We start from the raw sequence: 17831 nt of genomic DNA, 5'->3' as shown, positions 1-17831 counted from the left end.
AAAACCGCCGGCTTCCTGTCAGAAGCCGGCGTCTTTTGTCTCAGCCGAACGATCAGGCGAGCTTGCGCAGCTTGGCGTAGATGATATGCCGGTTTTCGCCGAAGAACACCTCGGCCTCGACCCGGTTGCGGTCGACGGAGCCGTTGACGATGTCCCACATGTCCTGCTCGTCCCGCAGGATCAGCGGCCAGTTCATGAAAGTCTCCATGTAGCCGTCCGGGATGACTTCAGTGCTGAAGTTGGCGAACAGGAATTCGCCGCCCGGCTTTACCAGCTCCATGAGGCGCTGGTTGAGGCGGATGGAGACGTGCTTCGGCAGGTAATCGTAGAGGCCGGCCGCATAGACGAGGTCGAACTCACCGAGTGCATATGAGCGACGAATCAGCCCGGCGACGCTGCCGGCCATGGCATCGATCGCCGTCCCGACGTGGTTTTCCGCCACCGTCGCCAGGCTCTGCGTATCCTGGTCGAGAGCGACCCAGCGCTTCAGCTTGCCGCTGGCATAGGCCTGCGACAGTTCCGCCTCGCGCAGGTGTCCGCAGGCAACGGCCAGAACTTCGGCATTCTCCGTTCGTGCGGCTGTCGCATCGACGGTCTCGGCCAGAATCAGCCGGCGTTCGCGCACGGCGACGCAGCTGCTGGAATCGCTGGTATAGGCATAGATCTCCTGGCCGAGAGGGGAGCTCTCGTCCACGAGGTGCTTGATCGACGGGTGCTTGTAGAGAAGGTCGAGCAGTCTCGCGTCGCCCGAATAGCCGCGCGGCTTCTGGAACGACCAGCGGGTGAAGGGATCGGCGAGCAGGAATTCCGCCACCGGGTGGGATTGTGCGACCGGAAGTAGGTTTTGCCAGGTATCCGGGGTGCAGCGACTGCGCAATTCGTGCAGCCGCAGAACCAGTTGATGGACGATCTGGCCGGTCGGCTCCTTCTTGATGAAGGATTGATGGGTCATCTGAAGAATGAGCATCAGATCCAGCACACGCTCGCTGAACTCGCCCTTGTCGGTGGCTTTGGCCTCGGCTTCGTTCTGCTTGTGCTGCTTCATCAGCTCGGGGGTGATTACGCTTTGCTGGTCAATATCAAACTTAAATTCTTTTGCACGCATTATGGCCAGGTTCCTGTTGTCCCTGCCAGAAATGTACCAACTTTTGCGGGCAGCGCTATTAGATGATTAATTAATGGTTAATTTCATAAAATTGTCTGTATCGGATTCGGTCGCCTAAAATCCGCCAGCCAAAATTAACGAGAGTTTAGGGATCTTGTGAGCAATTTGAGTTCAAATGCCCCAAAAATTTAGGGGGAGTGGATCATTGTTAGACAGATCCGCGCCCTCCGCCGGGGTCTGTGTCCACCGGTCGAGCTGATACGCAGATGAGTGACGATATTGCGAGACGTGCGAAAGAAGCGATAGGCCAGCCGTGGTGGAAGCCAACGGACCCGGTCCTGCGCAAGATCCTGATTGAGCGGAATTCGGCCAGCAACCGCCGCCTGGCGCGCTGGGGTCTCTGGGCCGCCGTGCTGACCCATGTGGTCTTCGGCGCCTTCGATATCTTCCTGCTGCCCGACGTCAGCTATGAACTCGTGGTGTTCCGCGTACTGCTTGCCGCTATCGTGCTCTTCAGTCTCGAGCTTGGCATCAGGCGCTCCGTGTCTCTCGATATCCTCCACCTGGGTGCCGCACTGGCGATTTTCGTGGCGGGCACCGGATTTCTTCTGCTGGAACTGGCGACGTTCGACACGCGGACGGCGTTTCAGTATTCGGTCTTCGGGACGATCTTCATTTTCGCCACCAACCTGTTCTTTAATTTCAGGTTTTCGGTCGCCGCAGTGTCGTCGGTGGCGATCACCGCAGTCTATATCTACGCGACGATCTACTGGATGAACGCGGACCTGAACGGACGCGCAATCAACATCGTTTTCTTCCTGACGTCACTGTCGCTATCGCTCTATCTGGCCTGGCGCCTCAATCTGGAGCGCTATCACACATTTGTGCACTCGCTTCAGGCTCAGATCCAGGAACAGGCGGCCCTTGAGAAGGGCGAACAGCTGAAGAAGATCGCCGAAACCGATCCCCTGACCGGCTTGAAGAACCGCCGCGCCATCGACCGCGAGTTCCTCAACCTGTCACGCCGGGACTACGGCGACTATGGCCATATCGGCATGATCATCATGGATGTCGACTTCTTCAAGCGTTACAACGACAGTCTCGGCCACAACGCCGGCGACGACTGTCTGGTTGCGCTCGGCGATATCCTCAGCGAGACCGCAACCCGATTCGACGGCGTCGTCGGCCGCCACGGCGGCGAGGAGTTTGTCGTCATCTGCCGGGTTCGCGACGAGGCCCATCTGCGCACTGTCACGGAGGCATTCTGCGCCGCCGTTCGGGAACGCAATATCCCGCATCCGGACCGGACCGATGCCTTGAACATCGTCACGATCAGTGCAGGCGCGGCGATGACCACCGACCAGGGCGTCGAAGACATGTCGCTGCTGCTGCAGCAGGCTGACCGGGCGCTCTACGCATCGAAATTCCGCTCGCGCAACACCTACACGATCTACGATCCGGAAAGTGTCGAGGAGGATGCCTCGGGCAGAAACCTGATCGAGCTTCTGAAGACTGCCGTCTCTCGCGGGCTTGCTTCGCTCGTCTATCAGCCGATCTTCGACGTCAAGTCGGGTATCCTGCGTGGTCACGAGACGCTGATGCGCCTGCGCGACTTCGACGGAACGCCGATCCATCCGCCGGTCTTCATTCCGGTGGCCGAGCAGACCGGCCTGATCATCAGTCTCGGGGAATGGGCAATCGAGCAGGCCTGCCGCGACATGCTGGAGCACGGGCTCGGCGAATTCGTATCGGTCAACGTATCGGCCGTGCAATTGCGCGAGGCCGGGTTCCCGCTGCAGGTCGCCAACATCCTGACGAAGCTCGGCATGCCGGCGCGGTCGCTGGCGCTCGAGGTGACGGAAGGCATGGACATCTACAAGGATGCCCAGGCGCACCGGAACATCCAGCATTTGCGGAACCTCGGCGTGCGCATCTGGCTCGACGATTTCGGCACCGGTTTCGCCGGCCTTGCCTGGCTGAACCGCTTCGAGTTCGACGTGATCAAGATCGACCGTTCCTTCCTGCAGGACTGCCAGAACCAGCAGGGGCTCAATCTCCTGAAGGACATGGTGACCATGCTGCGTCACCAGAACTTCACGGTGCTCGTGGAAGGCGTTGAAACCGCCGAACAGGCCGCGCTCCTCAAGCGCCTCGGCGTCCACACCATGCAGGGCTACCATCTCGGAATGCCGATGCCGATCGCCAAGGTCGTTCAGCGCAAGTCGGCCCGCGGGAAGTAGGGCAATCAAGAGGCTGGCCCCGGGCCGCGTTCGCTCTGCTCCAGCGGCCTGCCATGCCAACAAAAGGGCAGGGCGCGGCCTCTTCACAACCTCGCCATTACCCATTATACCGCCGCTTGCCTCGTGATGCGCTTGAACGACAGATGTCTTTTCCGCCAAAGCGCACGCGACGCCGCCGTCCTTCGGCGCCCATTGTCACCACCCGCATTCGTAGGCGGGACTGGACTAAGGAGATACCATGTCCGTTTCCCTGACTTTCCCCGATGGCTCCGTCCGTTCGTTCGACGCCGGCACGACCGGTCGCGACGTCGCCGAGTCGATTTCCAAATCGCTGGCCAAGAAGGCCGTTGCGATCGCGCTTGACGGCGAACTCCGCGATCTTTCCGATCCCGTCACCGACGGCAGGATCGAAATCGTCACGCGGACCGATCCGCGCGCGCTCGAACTCATCCGCCACGACGCGGCCCATGTTATGGCCGAAGCCGTGCAGACCCTGTGGCCTGGCACGCAGGTGACCATCGGCCCGGTCATCGAGAACGGCTTCTATTACGATTTCAAGCGCGTCCACCCGGATACCCGCGAGGATTGGCCCTTCACGCCCGACGATCTGCCGAAGATCGAAAAGAAGATGAAGGAGATCATTCAGCAGAACGCCGCCTTCACCAAGGAAATCTGGCCGCGCAACAAGGCGCGCGACACATTCGCCGAGATGGGCGAAGGCTACAAGGTGGAGCTGGTCGACGCGATCCCGGAAGACCAGGATCTGAAGATCTACCGTCAGGGCGACTGGTTCGATCTCTGCCGTGGCCCGCACATGGCATCGACGGGTCAGATCGGCACGGCCTTCAAGCTGATGAAGGTCGCCGGCGCCTATTGGCGTGGCGATTCCACGCGCCCGATGCTGACCCGCATCTACGGCACTGCCTGGGCCGAGCAGTCGGAGCTCGACAACTATCTGCACGTCCTCGAAGAGGCCGAGAAGCGCGACCACCGCAAGCTGGGCCGCGAGATGGACCTGTTCCACTTCCAGGAGGAAGGTCCCGGCGTCGTGTTCTGGCACGGCAAGGGCTGGCGCATGTTCCAGACGCTGGTGTCCTACATGCGCCGTCGTCTTGCTGGTACCTATGAGGAAGTCAACGCGCCGCAGGTGCTCGATTCCTCGCTGTGGGAAACCTCCGGTCACTGGGGCTGGTATCAGGAAAACATGTTCGCGGTGAAATCCGCCCATGCCCTGACGCATCCCGACGACGAGGACGCGGACAACCGCGTCTTCGCGCTGAAGCCGATGAACTGCCCGGGTCACGTGCAGATCTTCAAGCACGGGTTGAAGTCCTATCGCGAGCTGCCGATCCGTCTGGCCGAATTCGGCAACGTCCATCGCTACGAGCCGTCCGGCGCGTTGCACGGGCTGATGCGCGTGCGCGGCTTCACGCAGGATGACGCCCACGTCTTCTGCACCGATGAGCAGCTGGCGGCCGAATGCCTGCGCATCAACGAGCTGATCCTGTCGGTCTACCACGACTTCGGCTTCGAGGAAGTCGTCGTCAAGCTGTCGACCCGTCCGGAAAAGCGCGTCGGTTCGGACGCCCTGTGGGATCGTGCTGAATCGGTCATGACCGAGGTCCTCAAGACCATCGAGGAGCGTTCCGGCGGCCGTATCAAGACCGGCATCCTGCCGGGCGAGGGTGCGTTCTACGGGCCGAAGTTCGAATATACGCTGAGGGACGCGATCGGCCGCGAATGGCAGTGCGGCACCACGCAGGTCGACTTCAACCTGCCGGAGCGCTTCGGCGCGTTCTACATCGACCAGAATTCGGAGAAGAAGCAGCCGGTGATGATCCACCGCGCCGTCTGCGGGTCGATGGAGCGCTTCCTGGGCATCCTCATTGAGAACTTCGCCGGCCACATGCCGCTGTGGTTCGCGCCGGTGCAGGTCGTCGTCGCGACGATCACCTCGGATGCGGACGACTACGGCCGCGAGGTCGCGGAAGAACTCCGCGAGGCGGGCCTGCATGTCGAAACCGATTTCCGCAACGAGAAGATCAACTACAAGATCCGCGAGCACTCGCTTGCGAAGGTCCCGGTGATCATCGTGTGCGGCAAGCGGGAAGCGGAGGAGAAGACGGTCAACATCCGCCGCCTCGGCACCCAGCATCAGGTCTCGATGTCGCTTGTCGAGGCGATCGCATCGCTTGCCGATGAGGCAACGGCTCCGGACTTGAAGCGGAAGGCCGTGGCAAAGGCGGCGAAAGCAGCCTCCGCCTGACGGCTATTCGGAAACTTCACCAGCTTCGGCCGCCTGCGAGGCGGCCGTTTGATTCTCGTCGAGCAGAAGCTCGACGTCGAAATTGCGGCCCGCTTCGACCTCGAAGTCGCGCTGGTAGATCTTGTCTTTGTTGCGCGCGATCGCCGTGTACTCGCCTTCGGACAGCACCATGGTCGGGAAGGCCGAGAGGCTTTCCTTGATCAGGTCGCCGGAGCTCGCCAGCACGGACCAGGCGGTGTCGGCGATGGCTTCGCCACCCTTTTCGGCGACCAGCTTCAGGGTGACCTTCGCCGCCCGCTGCTGCATCGTCGCCTCGATCAGCTTGCCGGCGACAACCTGGATGTCGGCGCGAACCGTTGCATTGACCGAACCGTAGTTGGAAACCACCTGATAGGTGCCTGCGTTCAGCCGCACGATGGTCTTCGGCGGGATGTTGGCGACGACGAGGCCGCGCTCGCCACTCTCGAGCACGTCGGAGGAATAGACGGAAAACTTGAGATCCTTGGCGGGAATGCGCACGTCCTGGCCGGAGACGGCATTCAGCAGCAGTCCGCCTGCGTTCAGCACCAGAACCTGCTTCGGCTGCTCGCCGGACGATACGACGGTCAGCTTCTTGGTGGCGGTGGCGCGCCCGAAGGAGACATTGACGAAATAGTCGCCGGGCGCCAGGCGGAAATGGGCGGAGCCGCCCTTCGAGCTTGCCGCCAGCGGCAGCTTGCCGTCCTGGCCGGGAATGGGGGAGAAAACGTTCCATTCCAGCCCTTCCTGGACGGCTTTGCCGTCTTCGGTCAGCTTTGCTTCGAAGTCGACACCCACCCTCTGCGCCGGCTTGGAAATGCCGACCGCTTCGCCCGTCAGCGGGTTGATGCCGGGAATGCCTTCCGGAGGGCTTTCAAATGACTTGAATTCTTCCTGGGACAGCGCGGGCTGTGCAAGCGTGATGGCCAGGCCCGCCGTGGCGGCCAGCCGTAATATGCTGCTTGTTCCAAACATGTGGTGCGCCCGGTTGACTTCGTGATATTCCGGAGCCACTTGAAGACCAAGCCGGTGGCAAATTCAAGGCTTTGCGAGAATTCCAGTTAATTTGACGGCCGCAAACCAGATAGCGGGAAGAGAATATTGATGAGCATGGACATGAAATTGATCGATTATCTGGCGGTGCGCCGCTCCATCCCGGCTTTTCAGATGCGTGAGCCCGGTCCGAGCCGGTCCGAGATCGAGGCAATCCTCAAGCTTGCTGTGCGGGTTCCGGACCACGGCAAGATCGCACCCTGGCGATTCGTCGTCTATCGCGGCGCCGAGCGCGCCCGGATCGGCGAGGAACTGCTGAAGATGGCGCTGGCCAGGAAGCCGGACCTTTCGGACGAGATGATCGAGGTGGAACGGACCCGGTTTACCCGTGCGCCGGTGGTCATCGGTGTGATCAGCACGGCGGCGCCGCATTTCAAGATCCCGGAATGGGAACAGGTGATGTCGGCGGGTGCCGTTTGCCTCAACCTGCTGATGGCGGCAAACGCCCATGGCTACGTGTCGAACTGGCTGACGGAATGGTTCGCCTTCGACGAGGCGGCCCATCCGCTGCTCGGCGTGAAGCCCGGCGAAAAGGTGGCCGGCTTCATCCATATCGGCTCCACCGATTTTCCGGCCGTCGAGCGGCCGCGACCGGAACTGGAGACTGTCGTGACCTGGGTGGGAGACGAGGCATGAGCAAGATGTTCTACACGACCGACAGCAACCGGCACGGTCTGCCGCATGATCCCTTCAAGGCCATCGTCGCGCCGCGCCCGATCGGCTGGATCGGCACGAAGGGCAGGGCAGGGGTCCGAAATCTCGCCCCCTATTCCTTCTTCAACGCGATATCCGACAGCCCCAAGATGGTGATGTTCTCGTCAAGCGGCCACAAGGACAGCGTCCGCAACATCGAGGAGACCGCCGTCTTCACCGCCAACCTCGTCAGCCGCAACCTGGTCGACCAGATGAACTTGTCCTCGGCGCTGGTCGACTACGACGTCGATGAATTCTCGCTGACCGGCCTCACGCCGGTCGACGGCGAAGTCGTCGATGCGCCTTACGTAGGGGAAGCTTACGCGGCGTTGGAGTGCCGGATGACCGATGTCTACCGCCCGAAGACGGTCGACGGCGGCCTTGCCGATTCCTGGGTCGTCTTCGGCCAGGTCATGGGCATCCATCTGAGCGACGAGATTCTGAAGGATGGCCATATCGACATGTCTCTCGCACGTCCTGTCGCCCGCATGGGCTACATGGACTATTGCGAAGGCAGCGACGCCTTCCAGCTGGCGCGTCCGAAGGTTCCTGCCGCCTGATCGGCGGTGAGAAGTCGCGTCAGGCGGTTTGCGCCCTCGGCGGATTGCCGCAGTAGATGCCGTCAAACCCGTCCCCGGCGCTGACGGCGCCGTGGCGCATCATCGTGTCGGTCGCGGACAGGCGCTGGCCGGCATAGTCCAGCGCGGTGACGCCTGCCGCCCGCGCCGCAATCAGCACCATGCTCCGGATCGTCGAAAATACCGGCCCGGAGAAATCGTCGGAGGACGCGTGCGGCACGCGAAGGCTCTCGGCCAGCCGTTCGCCATCCCAGCCGACTGCCGTCAGGCGTTTCGTCTGTCCGGGTACGTCCTGCAGTTTGGACGCTATGCGCGCATTGTCCACCAGCAGCGCGATTCTTGTCTGTCCCTCGTTGAGGCCGCATCGGGTTTCCGCAACCGCGAGCAAGGCATCAAGCTTTTGCAGCTCCATGGGTGAGGTGAGACCACAAGGCACGACACCGTCAGGCAAGAATCCGGCAATCAGCGTGTCGAGTTCCGCCCCGGTGGCGGACGCTCCGACTTTCAGGAACAACCCTGCGCCGCTTGCCCGCCACGTTCCCAGCTTGGCTGACTGTAGGGCCTCGCCGGAGGAAAGGTCGAGGACTAGGACATCGGGCGTGCCGTCGGGATGTGACGGGACGCTCTCGACGTCTCGAGGGAGGGCTCCTGCCCAGAGTTGAAGGCGGCTAATGGTCATCTCCCGCATGGTTAATGGATATGGTGAACCAATCTTAAACTTTTTGCCCCTACCGTGAAACCTGCAGCCGGACAGATGTTGGCTGCAACGATTCGAAGCGGGGCATGCCAGTGATCATAGAGCGTTTTTTGTGCTGGACCGAGACGGCGAAAGCCGGAGACCGTGCGAAAGCAGCCAATGCCCTGGGACGTGCCTACCTGCAATCGGACATGACGCCGAGCGAACGCCAGGCCGCCGATCTTGCTATGACTTATCTTCTGGACGATCCGTCGCCGCTGGTGCGCAAGGCGCTCGCCGATGCGCTGGCCCGCGATCCCGATGCGCCGCACGCTGTGATCCTCTGCCTTGCCGGCGATCAGGACGAGATCGCCTCGGAAATTCTGCTGCGTTCGCCCGTGCTGACGGATGGTGATCTGGTCGAGCTCGCCGGTCGCGGCAGCAGTATCACCCGATCGCTGATCGCCACGAGGCGAGGGGTCTCACGCGGCGTCTCGGCCGCCATTGCCGAAGTCGGCGACCAGCCGGAAATCATCTGTCTTTTGGAAAATTCGAGCGCCAGCATTGCCGGCTTCTCGCTGCTGCGCATCGCGGAGCGTTTCGGCGGCGACGGCGAAGTGCGCAGCATGCTTCTGGAGCGCCCGTCGCTACCGAGCAAGGCCCGCCAGCTGCTGGTCCAGCATGTTGGCGAGGCGCTGGCCGGGTTCGGCTTCGTCAGTGCCGCGATCGGCCGGTCGAGGACGGAGCGCGTCGTCAAGGAAGCCGGTTCGGCAGCGACACTCGCGATCTCCGCGGATCTTGATACCGAGGATCTCAAGGATTTCACCGAGCATCTGCGCAAGACCGGACGTCTGACGCCCGCACTTCTGATGCAGGCTCTGGTTTCCGGCCGGCTGGAATTTTTCGCCGCCGCCATTGTCAATCTTTCCGGCTGCGAAGACAGGCGCGCCCGCGCGGTGCTGGCTTCGGGCCGCATGCACGCGGTGAGGGCGCTCTTCGAGGCGGCCGGCATCACCCGCACGGTAAGCCCGATCTTCGTCGAGGCTGCCCTGCTCTGGCGCGGCGCGCTGGAAGGCGGCTACGACAACGCGGTCGACTATCTGGCGTCCGAGCTGATGGCGCGGTTCCGTCACCTGCGCGGTTCGCACGACGAGGCCGACGAACTGCTGGACATCGTGTCGAAGCTGCAGATCGAGCAGAAACGCCGTCTCGCCCGCCTCTATGCAGAGGATGCGGCGATCAAGGCAGCCTGAGACCTGGCTCAGAGGATCAGCTTGCCGCCGACGATCAGCAGCGTGATCGCCAGCAACGTTCTGACATAAACCTCCGGCAGGCGTGGCGCGATATGGCTGCCGGCGATGATGCCGGGTATTGAGCCCGTCAGCAGCGCGCCAAGGATCATCCAGTCGATCTCGCCGATCATCCAGTAGCCCATTCCCGCGACGAAGGTGAGCGGAATGGCATGGGCGATATCCGATCCCACCACCTCGTGGATCGGCAATCTCGGATAGAGAAGCAGGAGAATGGTGACGCCGATCGCGCCCGCGCCGACCGAGGTAACGGTCACCAGCGTGCCGAGCACCAGGCCAAGCACCCAGGTCAGGACCAGAATGCGTGTCGCGTGCCTTTCGCTGCCAAAGGCTTCCAGTTCATGGGCGGCGAGCCTCTTCAGCCACGGACGCAACAGGAGCAAGAGCGCAGTCAGGATGAGAAGCGCGCCGAGCGCCACCGTGACGCCGCTGACCAGGGCGAGGTCGCTGCGGTCAACGGAGGATACGAGCCACAGTGTCAGCAGCGAGGCGGGCAGGCTGCCGGCCGCCAGCAGACCGACGATGCGCCAGTTTATGTTGCCGTGGCGGCCATGCACCACGACGCCGGCCGACTTGGTGATCGCGGCGTAAAGCAAATCCGTGCCGACCGCCGTTGCCGGATGGACGCCGAAGAGCAGAACGAGCAGGGGTGTCATCAGGGAGGCGCCACCGACGCCCGTCAGGCCGATCAGGATGCCGATGAAACCGCCACACAGAGAGTAGTAGAGCGCGTCAAGCGACGATGAGATCATCCGACCCTCTCCCCAACCGAAGGCGGCGGCAGAATGCGGCCCTTCGGTCTTGTGGCACTTTGCGTTCACTTTGTCCGCGGCACCGCAGCGTGGGAGCCGCCGGCAATTTCGGCATCGATGCGGAATCGACGACGCCGACTATAGCGGCCGGTCACGCCGACCGATAGAAGGCGGCAAGGCCAAAACGCGATGCACGTCCAGGCTTAGCTGGCCAAAAGCATCAGCCGCTTCCGAAACAGGGTGTTCCGTTCCCCGAAAACATGCGTTAAGAGCAGCGCTAGACGCTATTCCGGCAAGCGCACTGGCCGGGTCATCCATTCGCCGGGTCCGGCAGATTTTCTAGAAGCGAACAAGACGCGCCATGACAGACAAGTCCAAATTCTACATCACGACCGCCATCTCCTATCCGAACGGTAAGCCGCATATCGGCCATGCCTACGAGCTCATGGCGACGGATGCGATTGCGCGGTTTCAGCGGCTTGACGGCAAGGATGTGTTCTTCCTGACCGGGACCGACGAGCACGGCCAGAAGATGCAGCAGACGGCGCGTAACGAGGGCATTCCGGTCGAGGAACTGGCCGAGCGCAACTCTTCGGAGTTCCGTTCCATGGCGAAGCTTCTGAATGCCTCGAACGACGACTTCATCCGTACCACAGAGGCCCGTCACCACGAGACCTGCCAGGAGATCTGGCGGCGGATGGAAGCCAATGGCGACATCTACCGGGATTCCTATGCCGGCTGGTACTCGGTGCGCGACGAGGCCTACTACCAGGAAGGCGAAACGGAAGTCCGCGACGGCGTGCGCTACGGACCGCAGGGCACGCCGGTCGAATGGGTCGAGGAGGCGAGCTACTTCTTCAAGCTGTCCGAATACCAGGACAGGCTGCTGAAGCATTATGAAGACAATCCGGACTTCATCGCGCCGGCCGAGCGCCGCAACGAGGTCGTGTCCTTCGTCAAGTCGGGCCTGAAGGACCTCTCCGTCTCGCGTACCACCTTCGACTGGGGCATCAAGGTCCCCGGCGATCCCGAGCACGTCATGTATGTTTGGGTCGACGCTCTCACCAACTATCTGACCGCGACCGGCTATCTGACCGATCCGGACGGCGAGCGGGCGAAATACTGGCCCGCCGATATCCACATCATCGGCAAGGACATCATCCGCTTCCACGCCGTCTACTGGCCGGCCTTCCTGATGTCGGCCGGCGTGCCGCTGCCCAAGCGCGTCTTCGCCCACGGCTTCCTGCTCAACAAGGGCGAGAAGATGTCGAAGTCGCTCGGCAACGTCGTCGGCCCGGTCGAGCTCGTCGAGCATTTCGGTCTCGACCAGGTGCGCTATTTCCTGATGCGCGAAGTCTCCTTTGGCCAGGACGGCTCCTACAGCGAAGAGGCGATCGGTACCCGCATCAACTCCGACCTCGCCAACGGCATCGGCAATCTGGCCAGCCGCTCGCTCTCGATGATCGTCAAGAACTGCGACGGCCAGGTGCCGGCGCCGGGCGCCTTCACCGACGAGGACAAGGCGATGCTCGAAGCCGCCGATGCGCTCCTTGCCATCACCCGCGAAGAGATGGGCCGGCAGCAGCTGCACAAGGCGCTGGCGGCCATCATCGCCGTTGTCTCGCAGGCCGACCGCTATTTCGCCGGCCAGGAGCCCTGGGCGCTGAAGAAGACCGACCCGGCGCGCATGGGCACCGTCCTCTACGTCACCGCCGAAGTGGTCCGCAACATCGCCATCCTGCTGCAGCCCTTCATGCCGGAATCGGCCGGCAAGCTGCTCGACCTCGTGGCGGCCTCCGCCGACGAGCGCAGCTTTGCGAGCCTCGGTGACGCGGGCCGTCTGAAGGCCGGAACGCCGCTCGAGGCTCCCAAACCGGTTTTCCCGCGCTATGTAGCGCCAGAGAGCTGAGAGCCAAGAGCTGAGACCAAGAACAGACCAGGACACTGAACGCATGCTGATCGATACCCATTGCCATCTCGACTTCGCCGACTTCGAAGAGGAGCGCGACGAGATCGTCAAGCGCGCCCACCAGGCGGGCGTCAAGCAGATGGTGACGATCTCGACCCGCGTGCGAAAGCTCGACACGCTGCTGGCGATCTCCGAGCGCTATCCGTCCGTGTTCTGCTCGGTGGGCACGCATCCCAACAATGCCGACGAGGAACTGGACATCCAGGCGGACGATCTGGTGAAGCTCGCCGCACATCCGCGCGTGGTCGCCATCGGCGAAGCCGGTCTCGATTACTTCTACGATACGCAGAAGCCGGAGGACCAGAAGACCGGCCTGCGCCGCCACATCGAGGCGGCGCGCATCACGCAATTGCCGCTGGTCATCCACAGCCGCAGCGCCGACGACGACATGGCGGCGATCCTGACCGAGGAAACAGGGAAGGGGGCCTTCCCCTTCATCCTGCACTGCTTCTCGTCCGGCGCTGAACTCGCCAAGACCGGCGTCGAGCTTGGCGGCTACGTCTCCTTCTCCGGCATTCTGACCTTTCCGAAATCGACGGAGCTGCGCGAGATTGCAGCGACGGTGCCGATGGAGCGGCTTCTGGTCGAAACCGATGCGCCGTATCTGGCGCCGAAGCGCTGGCGCGGCAAGCGCAACGAGCCGTCCTACGTCGTCAACACCGCCGAGGTGCTGGCCGAGGTCAAGGGCGTCGGCTATGCCGAGATCGCCGAACGGACCACGGAAAACGCATTCCGCATCTTCAGCAAGATGCCGAGGCTTGCGGCCTGATGAGTTACCGGCGGCGCTTCACCATCCTGGGCTGCTCGTCGTCGCCGGGAGTGCCGCGCATCAACGGTGACTGGGGCGCCTGCAATCCGGACAATCCGAAGAACCGTCGCACGCGCGCCGCGTTCCTGGTCGAGCAGATCGCGCCGGACGGCGGTAGGACGACCGTCGTCATCGACACCGGCCCGGACTTCCGCGAACAGATGATTGCCGCAAAAGTCGAGGCGCTGGACGCGGTTCTCTACACCCACGCCCATGCCGACCATCTGCACGGCATCGACGACCTGCGCGGCTATTTCTTCGTCCGCGGCCATCGCATTCCGATCTGGGCGGATGCCTTTACCATGGAGCGCATCCGCGACGGCTTCGGCTATTGCATGGTGACGCCGCCGGAAAGCCAGTACCCGCCAATCGTCAAGCCGCACCTGATCGAGACTCCGGATATGCCGGTGACAATTTCCGGCGAAGGCGGAAAGATCAGCTTCATGCCGATCCTGCAGCGTCACGGCGACATTCATTCGCTGGGCTTCAGGATTGGTGACGTGGCGTATTGCAGCGACGTTTCGCATTTCCCGGAGGAAAGCGTCGCGAAGCTCCAGGGCCTCGATGTGCTGGTCATCGACGCGCTGCAATACCGCGAGCATCCGAGCCATCTATCGGTCGACCAGGCACTTGGCTGGATCGAACGGCTGCAGCCGAAACGCGCGATCCTGACCCACATGCATGTGCCGCTGGACTACGACACGCTGATGTCCGGCACGCCGGATCACGTCGAGCCGGCCTATGACATGCTGACCTTCGAGAGTGACGCGCCGGCAGTATCGTGATCGATAAAAGAACCTTTGAAACAATGCAGTATGCGGATTTGTGAATTCACGGCATGCAAAGCTTCAGAAGCCTGAAGTCTCTAATTCGGATATCGACAGAAGACATTGAGTTGAAACGCTTTATGAGTATTCAATGTCGAACGGAACTGGGAGCATTCCTGGGAGAGGACGACAGGCTCCAAACAGTGCTGCCATAGGCCGCCGATGACCGTCTGGAAGGCACGCCAGCACACAGAATAGTTCCATAATCTATCTTATGCGATCTTTGGATGCGGTTCGGTGGGGCTGTTCCCACGCACGGAAATCTTCTCTCCTACGAAGCGCCTGAAACCTTCGAACGCTGTCCAAGCACCTTCAATGCAACAGCGGCGGCGAATATGACGACAGCGAGCACCAGAGACAGGACGAGCGCCGCCATGTCGCCCGCACGTTCGATCACCATAGCGTAGACCAGCGGCGATGCGGCCGACAGGAAGAAGCTCGGTGTGATCAGCTTGCCGACGAGACGGCCGTAGTGTCGGTCGTCGAAGAGCACCAGTGGCAGTGACCCGCGCGTGATCGTCAGCAGGCCGTTTGCTGCGCCGAACAGTGCGACGAAGATTGCGGCCATGCCCATCGACCAGCCGCTGAAGAAGCTGCACAGGAATGCGATCGGCATCACGCTTGCGGCGATGAGGTTCAGCGACAGCGGATTGAGCTTGCGGCCGATGACGAGATTGGTAAAGCGCGCCGTGGATTGGGCAATGCCCGGCAGCGATGCGATCCAGACCGCGGAAACGGTCGCCATGCCAAGGCCGTCGAGGATGCCGATCAGATGCGACGTCAGGCCGGCCGACAGGCTGTTGGTCGCGGCGACGATGACCGCGTACAGAATGGCAGGCACGAGGCTTCGTGGCTTGGAGGCAGGGTTGTCGATGTCAGACAGCCCTGCCCTTGCCGTCTCGCCCTCCGGCACCGAGCCCCGCGGCGGCGCAACGAGGGCCACCAGATAAAGCGGGATGGTGCAGAGCGCAAAAGCTGCGTAGCAGAACAGCGCCACCGTGAGGCCGAAGAAGTCCGACAGATAGTGGCCGATCGGCCAGAAGACGGTGGACGCCAAGCCGCCGAGCAGCGTGATCTGGGCGATTGGCTGGCGCGCAGCAGGTCCTGCCTGTTTGACCAGCGCGGCGAACGCCGCGTCATAGAGGGAAAGCCGCATGGCGAGCCCCAGGATCAGCCACGAGGCATAGTAGCCGGCAAGCGAATGGCTGACGGCGATCCCGGTGCAGCCGACGGCGATCAGCAAGGCTCCGGTGCTCATGATCCAGCGACCGCCGAATGTGTCGATCAGCCGCCCGGTCAGCGCCGACGTCAGACCCATGACGATGAGCGCTGCGGCAAAACCGCCATAGATCGCATCCATGCTCCAGCCGCGCTCGGCCTCAAGCGTTCCCGCGAAGGTGCCGATCAGGTAGTAGGAAATCCCCCATGAGACGAGCTGCGTCAGCCCGAGGCAGAAGACCTGCAGGCGCGAAATCATCGGCTGTCCGCCGGTGGTTCCCCGTCGCCCGGCCCCAGCGGCCGCATCATCAGCAGCGTGTCGACCCAGCGCCCGTGCTTGAAGCCGACCGAGGTCAACAGCCCGACCTTTTCGAAACCGAGCTTCCTGTGCAGCGCCTCCGAGCCCGTGTTGAAGTGGCCGTTGCCGATGACGGCGAACATCTGGCGCCACGGGCCCTTTTCGCAGCGGCCAATGAGTTCGGCAAGAAGCAGGGCGCCGATACCCTGCCCGCCCTTACCCTCCGCCACATAGACCGAATCCTCGATCGTGTAGCGATAGGCCGGCCTCGGCCGATACATGGTGGCGTAGGCATAGCCGACCACCTCACCATCCTTCGTGGCGACGATATAGGGCAGTCCCGTCTTCAGCACGCTTGCGCGCCGCGTCCGCAGTTCTTCCACTGACGGCGGCGTCTCTTCGAAACTCGCCAGGCCGTGGAGGACGTGGTGGGCGTATATCGCCTGGATCGCCGCCATGTCGGCCTCTTCCGCATCGCGGACAATCAATCTGTGTGCTGGTACGGACATCTTTTCGGAATTCTCGGTCACTGCAATTCTCTATGCTGGCAAGTTCGTGACACCATCTTGCAAAAATTGCAGGCATAATTGAATATTGTCGAAATCATACATTGGATAAGAAAAAGTTTGGTTTGAGACGGCTCAATCTCGATTATCTCGACACCCTGTCACAGGTCGTCGCCCTTGGCAGCTTCTCTGCCGCGGCCGAGCGGCGCAACCTCACCCAGCCAGCAGTCAGCCAGCAGGTTCGGCAATTGGAGCGTTCGCTTGGCGTCCAGCTGATCGAACGGGTCGGCCGGCGCGCGCGACCGACGGCGGCGGGCGAGCTTCTTCTCTCGCATGCGGCGCGCATCGAAGCCGACGTGACGGCCGCCATCGACGCCATGGATGCCTTCAAGGGCGGCGTCGGCGGCCGGGTGCGGCTCGGAACCGGCGCCACCGCCTGCGCCTTCTTCTTTCCGCCGCTCCTCGGCAGCCTCAGGGCCAAGTTTCCGCTGATCGACATTTCGGTGATGACCGGCAATACGGCCGATGTCGTGCGCGCGGTGGAAGAAAACGTCATCGACATCGGCTTCGTCACCCTCCCCGTCGCCGGCCGCTCGCTGGAGATCATCCCGGTGATGGAGGACGAGTTCGTGCTGATCGCCCGGCCGGAGGATGCCATCGAGGGTGATATCACGCCAGCCCGGCTGACGGACATGGCGGTGATCCTGTTCGAGTCCGGCGGCAACACGCGCTTCATAACCAATGAGTGGCTCGCCGGCGCCGGCGCGTCGATCAAGCCGGTGATGTCGCTGGGCAGCGTCGAGGCGACCAAGGAGCTGGTCGCCGCCGGCCTTGGCGCCGCCGTCCTGCCGGGCATGGCCGTGCAGAATGCCCGCGACCGCGGCCGCTTTTCCATCCGCACCCTGACCCCGCCGCTTGCCCGCCGGCTGGCGATCGTCGTCCGGCGCGACAAGCCGCTTCATCGCGGATTGAAGGAACTGATCCAGGCCATCCAGCAGGCAGCGCCCGCCGCTCGCTGAGTTTTTCGATCCGTTGCGCCAAATCGGGCGTATACTTCTTCATGAGACGGAGAGGAGACGACGATGCGTGCGTTCATCCCACTTGTTGCAGCCGCGTTCATGGCACTCCTGCTGCCGGTCGCCGTCATGGCGGAAGAGCCGGTCGCCGAGGCGCAGAAGGTGATCCAGCAGCAGATCGACGCCTTCCTGGCGAATGACGCGGAGGCGGCCTACGCCTTCGCCTCGCCGGCCATCAGGCAGCGTTTTCCGGACAAGGATACGTTCTTCGAGATGGTCAAGCGCGGCTATGCGCCGGTCATCCGGCCCGGCAACTACGCCTTCGGCCGTTCGGCGGTTGCGCCTGACGACAGCATGCTGTTCCAGGAACTGCTGATCACCGGCAGCGACGGCAAGAGCTGGCGCGCCATCTACCAGATGACGCGTGACGATGATGGCAGCTACAAGATCAACGGCGTGCAGATGGACGTCGATACGGCCAGCAAGGGCATCTGACCC

At 62.5% G+C, this 17831-nt stretch carries 16 protein-coding genes; 10 read left to right on the top strand and 6 right to left on the bottom strand.

The window, feature by feature from the left end:
* Positions 1–52: 52 nt before the first annotated feature.
* A complete protein-coding gene (locus tag ACU5AZ_RS00905; RefSeq protein WP_446824204.1) occupies positions 53–1045 on the bottom strand; it encodes a class I SAM-dependent methyltransferase in 993 nt (330 codons plus the stop codon).
* A 326-nt stretch (positions 1046–1371) separates the two neighbouring features.
* Here ACU5AZ_RS00905 and ACU5AZ_RS00900 point away from each other — a divergent pair, with 326 nt between their 5' ends.
* Positions 1372–3345 (top strand): putative bifunctional diguanylate cyclase/phosphodiesterase, encoded by a 1974-nt coding sequence (locus ACU5AZ_RS00900; protein WP_446824203.1) that lies wholly within the window; start codon positions 1372–1374, stop codon positions 3343–3345.
* Positions 3346–3583: 238 nt separating this feature from the next.
* A complete protein-coding gene (thrS, locus tag ACU5AZ_RS00895; protein WP_446824202.1) occupies positions 3584–5611 on the top strand; it encodes a threonine--tRNA ligase in 2028 nt (675 codons plus the stop codon).
* A 3-nt stretch (positions 5612–5614) separates the two neighbouring features.
* On the opposite strand, the gene ACU5AZ_RS00890 is transcribed toward thrS, so the two are convergent.
* Positions 5615–6604 (bottom strand): hypothetical protein, encoded by a 990-nt coding sequence (locus tag ACU5AZ_RS00890; protein WP_446824201.1) that lies wholly within the window; start codon positions 6602–6604, stop codon positions 5615–5617.
* A 129-nt stretch (positions 6605–6733) separates the two neighbouring features.
* Here ACU5AZ_RS00890 and ACU5AZ_RS00885 point away from each other — a divergent pair, with 129 nt between their 5' ends.
* Entirely contained in the window at positions 6734–7318 is a 585-nt protein-coding gene (locus tag ACU5AZ_RS00885) for a nitroreductase family protein (protein ID WP_446824200.1), read from the top strand.
* Between the two features lie 5 nt (positions 7319–7323).
* A complete protein-coding gene (locus ACU5AZ_RS00880) occupies positions 7324–7935 on the top strand; it encodes a flavin reductase family protein (protein ID WP_446826076.1) in 612 nt (203 codons plus the stop codon).
* Between the two features lie 19 nt (positions 7936–7954).
* On the opposite strand, the gene ACU5AZ_RS00875 is transcribed toward ACU5AZ_RS00880, so the two are convergent.
* Complete coding sequence (locus tag ACU5AZ_RS00875) at positions 7955–8632, bottom strand: aldolase/citrate lyase family protein (RefSeq protein ID WP_446824199.1); 678 nt, start codon at positions 8630–8632, stop codon at positions 7955–7957.
* Positions 8633–8736: 104 nt separating this feature from the next.
* Here ACU5AZ_RS00875 and ACU5AZ_RS00870 point away from each other — a divergent pair, with 104 nt between their 5' ends.
* Positions 8737–9882 carry a DUF2336 domain-containing protein gene (locus tag ACU5AZ_RS00870; RefSeq protein ID WP_446824198.1) on the top strand — a complete coding sequence of 382 codons (1146 nt, stop codon included), beginning with the start codon at positions 8737–8739 and terminating at the stop codon, positions 9880–9882.
* 8 nt (positions 9883–9890) lie between these two features.
* On the opposite strand, the gene ACU5AZ_RS00865 is transcribed toward ACU5AZ_RS00870, so the two are convergent.
* A complete protein-coding gene (locus ACU5AZ_RS00865; RefSeq protein ID WP_446824197.1) occupies positions 9891–10691 on the bottom strand; it encodes a sulfite exporter TauE/SafE family protein in 801 nt (266 codons plus the stop codon).
* A gap of 361 nt (positions 10692–11052) precedes the next feature.
* Here ACU5AZ_RS00865 and metG point away from each other — a divergent pair, with 361 nt between their 5' ends.
* The 3 genes from metG to ACU5AZ_RS00850 are packed head-to-tail and all read left to right on the top strand — an operon-like array spanning position 11053 to position 14253.
* Positions 11053–12600 carry a methionine--tRNA ligase gene (metG, locus tag ACU5AZ_RS00860; protein ID WP_446824196.1) on the top strand — a complete coding sequence of 516 codons (1548 nt, stop codon included), beginning with the start codon at positions 11053–11055 and terminating at the stop codon, positions 12598–12600.
* A 43-nt stretch (positions 12601–12643) separates the two neighbouring features.
* Positions 12644–13429, top strand: coding sequence for a TatD family hydrolase (locus tag ACU5AZ_RS00855; RefSeq protein ID WP_446824195.1), 786 nt, complete (start codon positions 12644–12646; stop codon positions 13427–13429).
* The gene (locus ACU5AZ_RS00850) at positions 13429–14253 is read left to right on the top strand and encodes an MBL fold metallo-hydrolase (RefSeq protein WP_446824194.1); all 825 of its coding nucleotides are present in this window, start codon (positions 13429–13431) and stop codon (positions 14251–14253) included. The genes ACU5AZ_RS00855 and ACU5AZ_RS00850 overlap by 1 nt, the downstream gene beginning before the upstream one ends.
* 313 nt (positions 14254–14566) lie before the next feature.
* Here the strand turns inward: ACU5AZ_RS00850 and ACU5AZ_RS00845 are convergent, their stop codons facing one another.
* Entirely contained in the window at positions 14567–15772 is a 1206-nt protein-coding gene (locus ACU5AZ_RS00845) for an MFS transporter (protein ID WP_446824193.1), read from the bottom strand.
* On the bottom strand, positions 15769–16320 hold the full coding sequence (locus ACU5AZ_RS00840; protein ID WP_446826075.1) for an N-acetyltransferase family protein: 552 nt from the start codon (positions 16318–16320) through the stop codon (positions 15769–15771). The genes ACU5AZ_RS00845 and ACU5AZ_RS00840 overlap by 4 nt, the downstream gene beginning before the upstream one ends.
* Before the next feature lie 101 nt (positions 16321–16421).
* Here ACU5AZ_RS00840 and ACU5AZ_RS00835 point away from each other — a divergent pair, with 101 nt between their 5' ends.
* Both ACU5AZ_RS00835 and ACU5AZ_RS00830 read left to right on the top strand, forming a co-directional pair.
* A complete protein-coding gene (locus tag ACU5AZ_RS00835; RefSeq protein WP_446824192.1) occupies positions 16422–17336 on the top strand; it encodes a LysR family transcriptional regulator in 915 nt (304 codons plus the stop codon).
* A 63-nt stretch (positions 17337–17399) separates the two neighbouring features.
* On the top strand, positions 17400–17828 hold the full coding sequence (locus ACU5AZ_RS00830) for a DUF4864 domain-containing protein (protein ID WP_446824191.1): 429 nt from the start codon (positions 17400–17402) through the stop codon (positions 17826–17828).
* Positions 17829–17831 lie beyond the last annotated feature (3 nt).

The organism is Rhizobium sp. PAMB 3182, from assembly GCF_052908355.1.
This window is presented reverse-complemented; position numbering and strand designations above follow the sequence as displayed.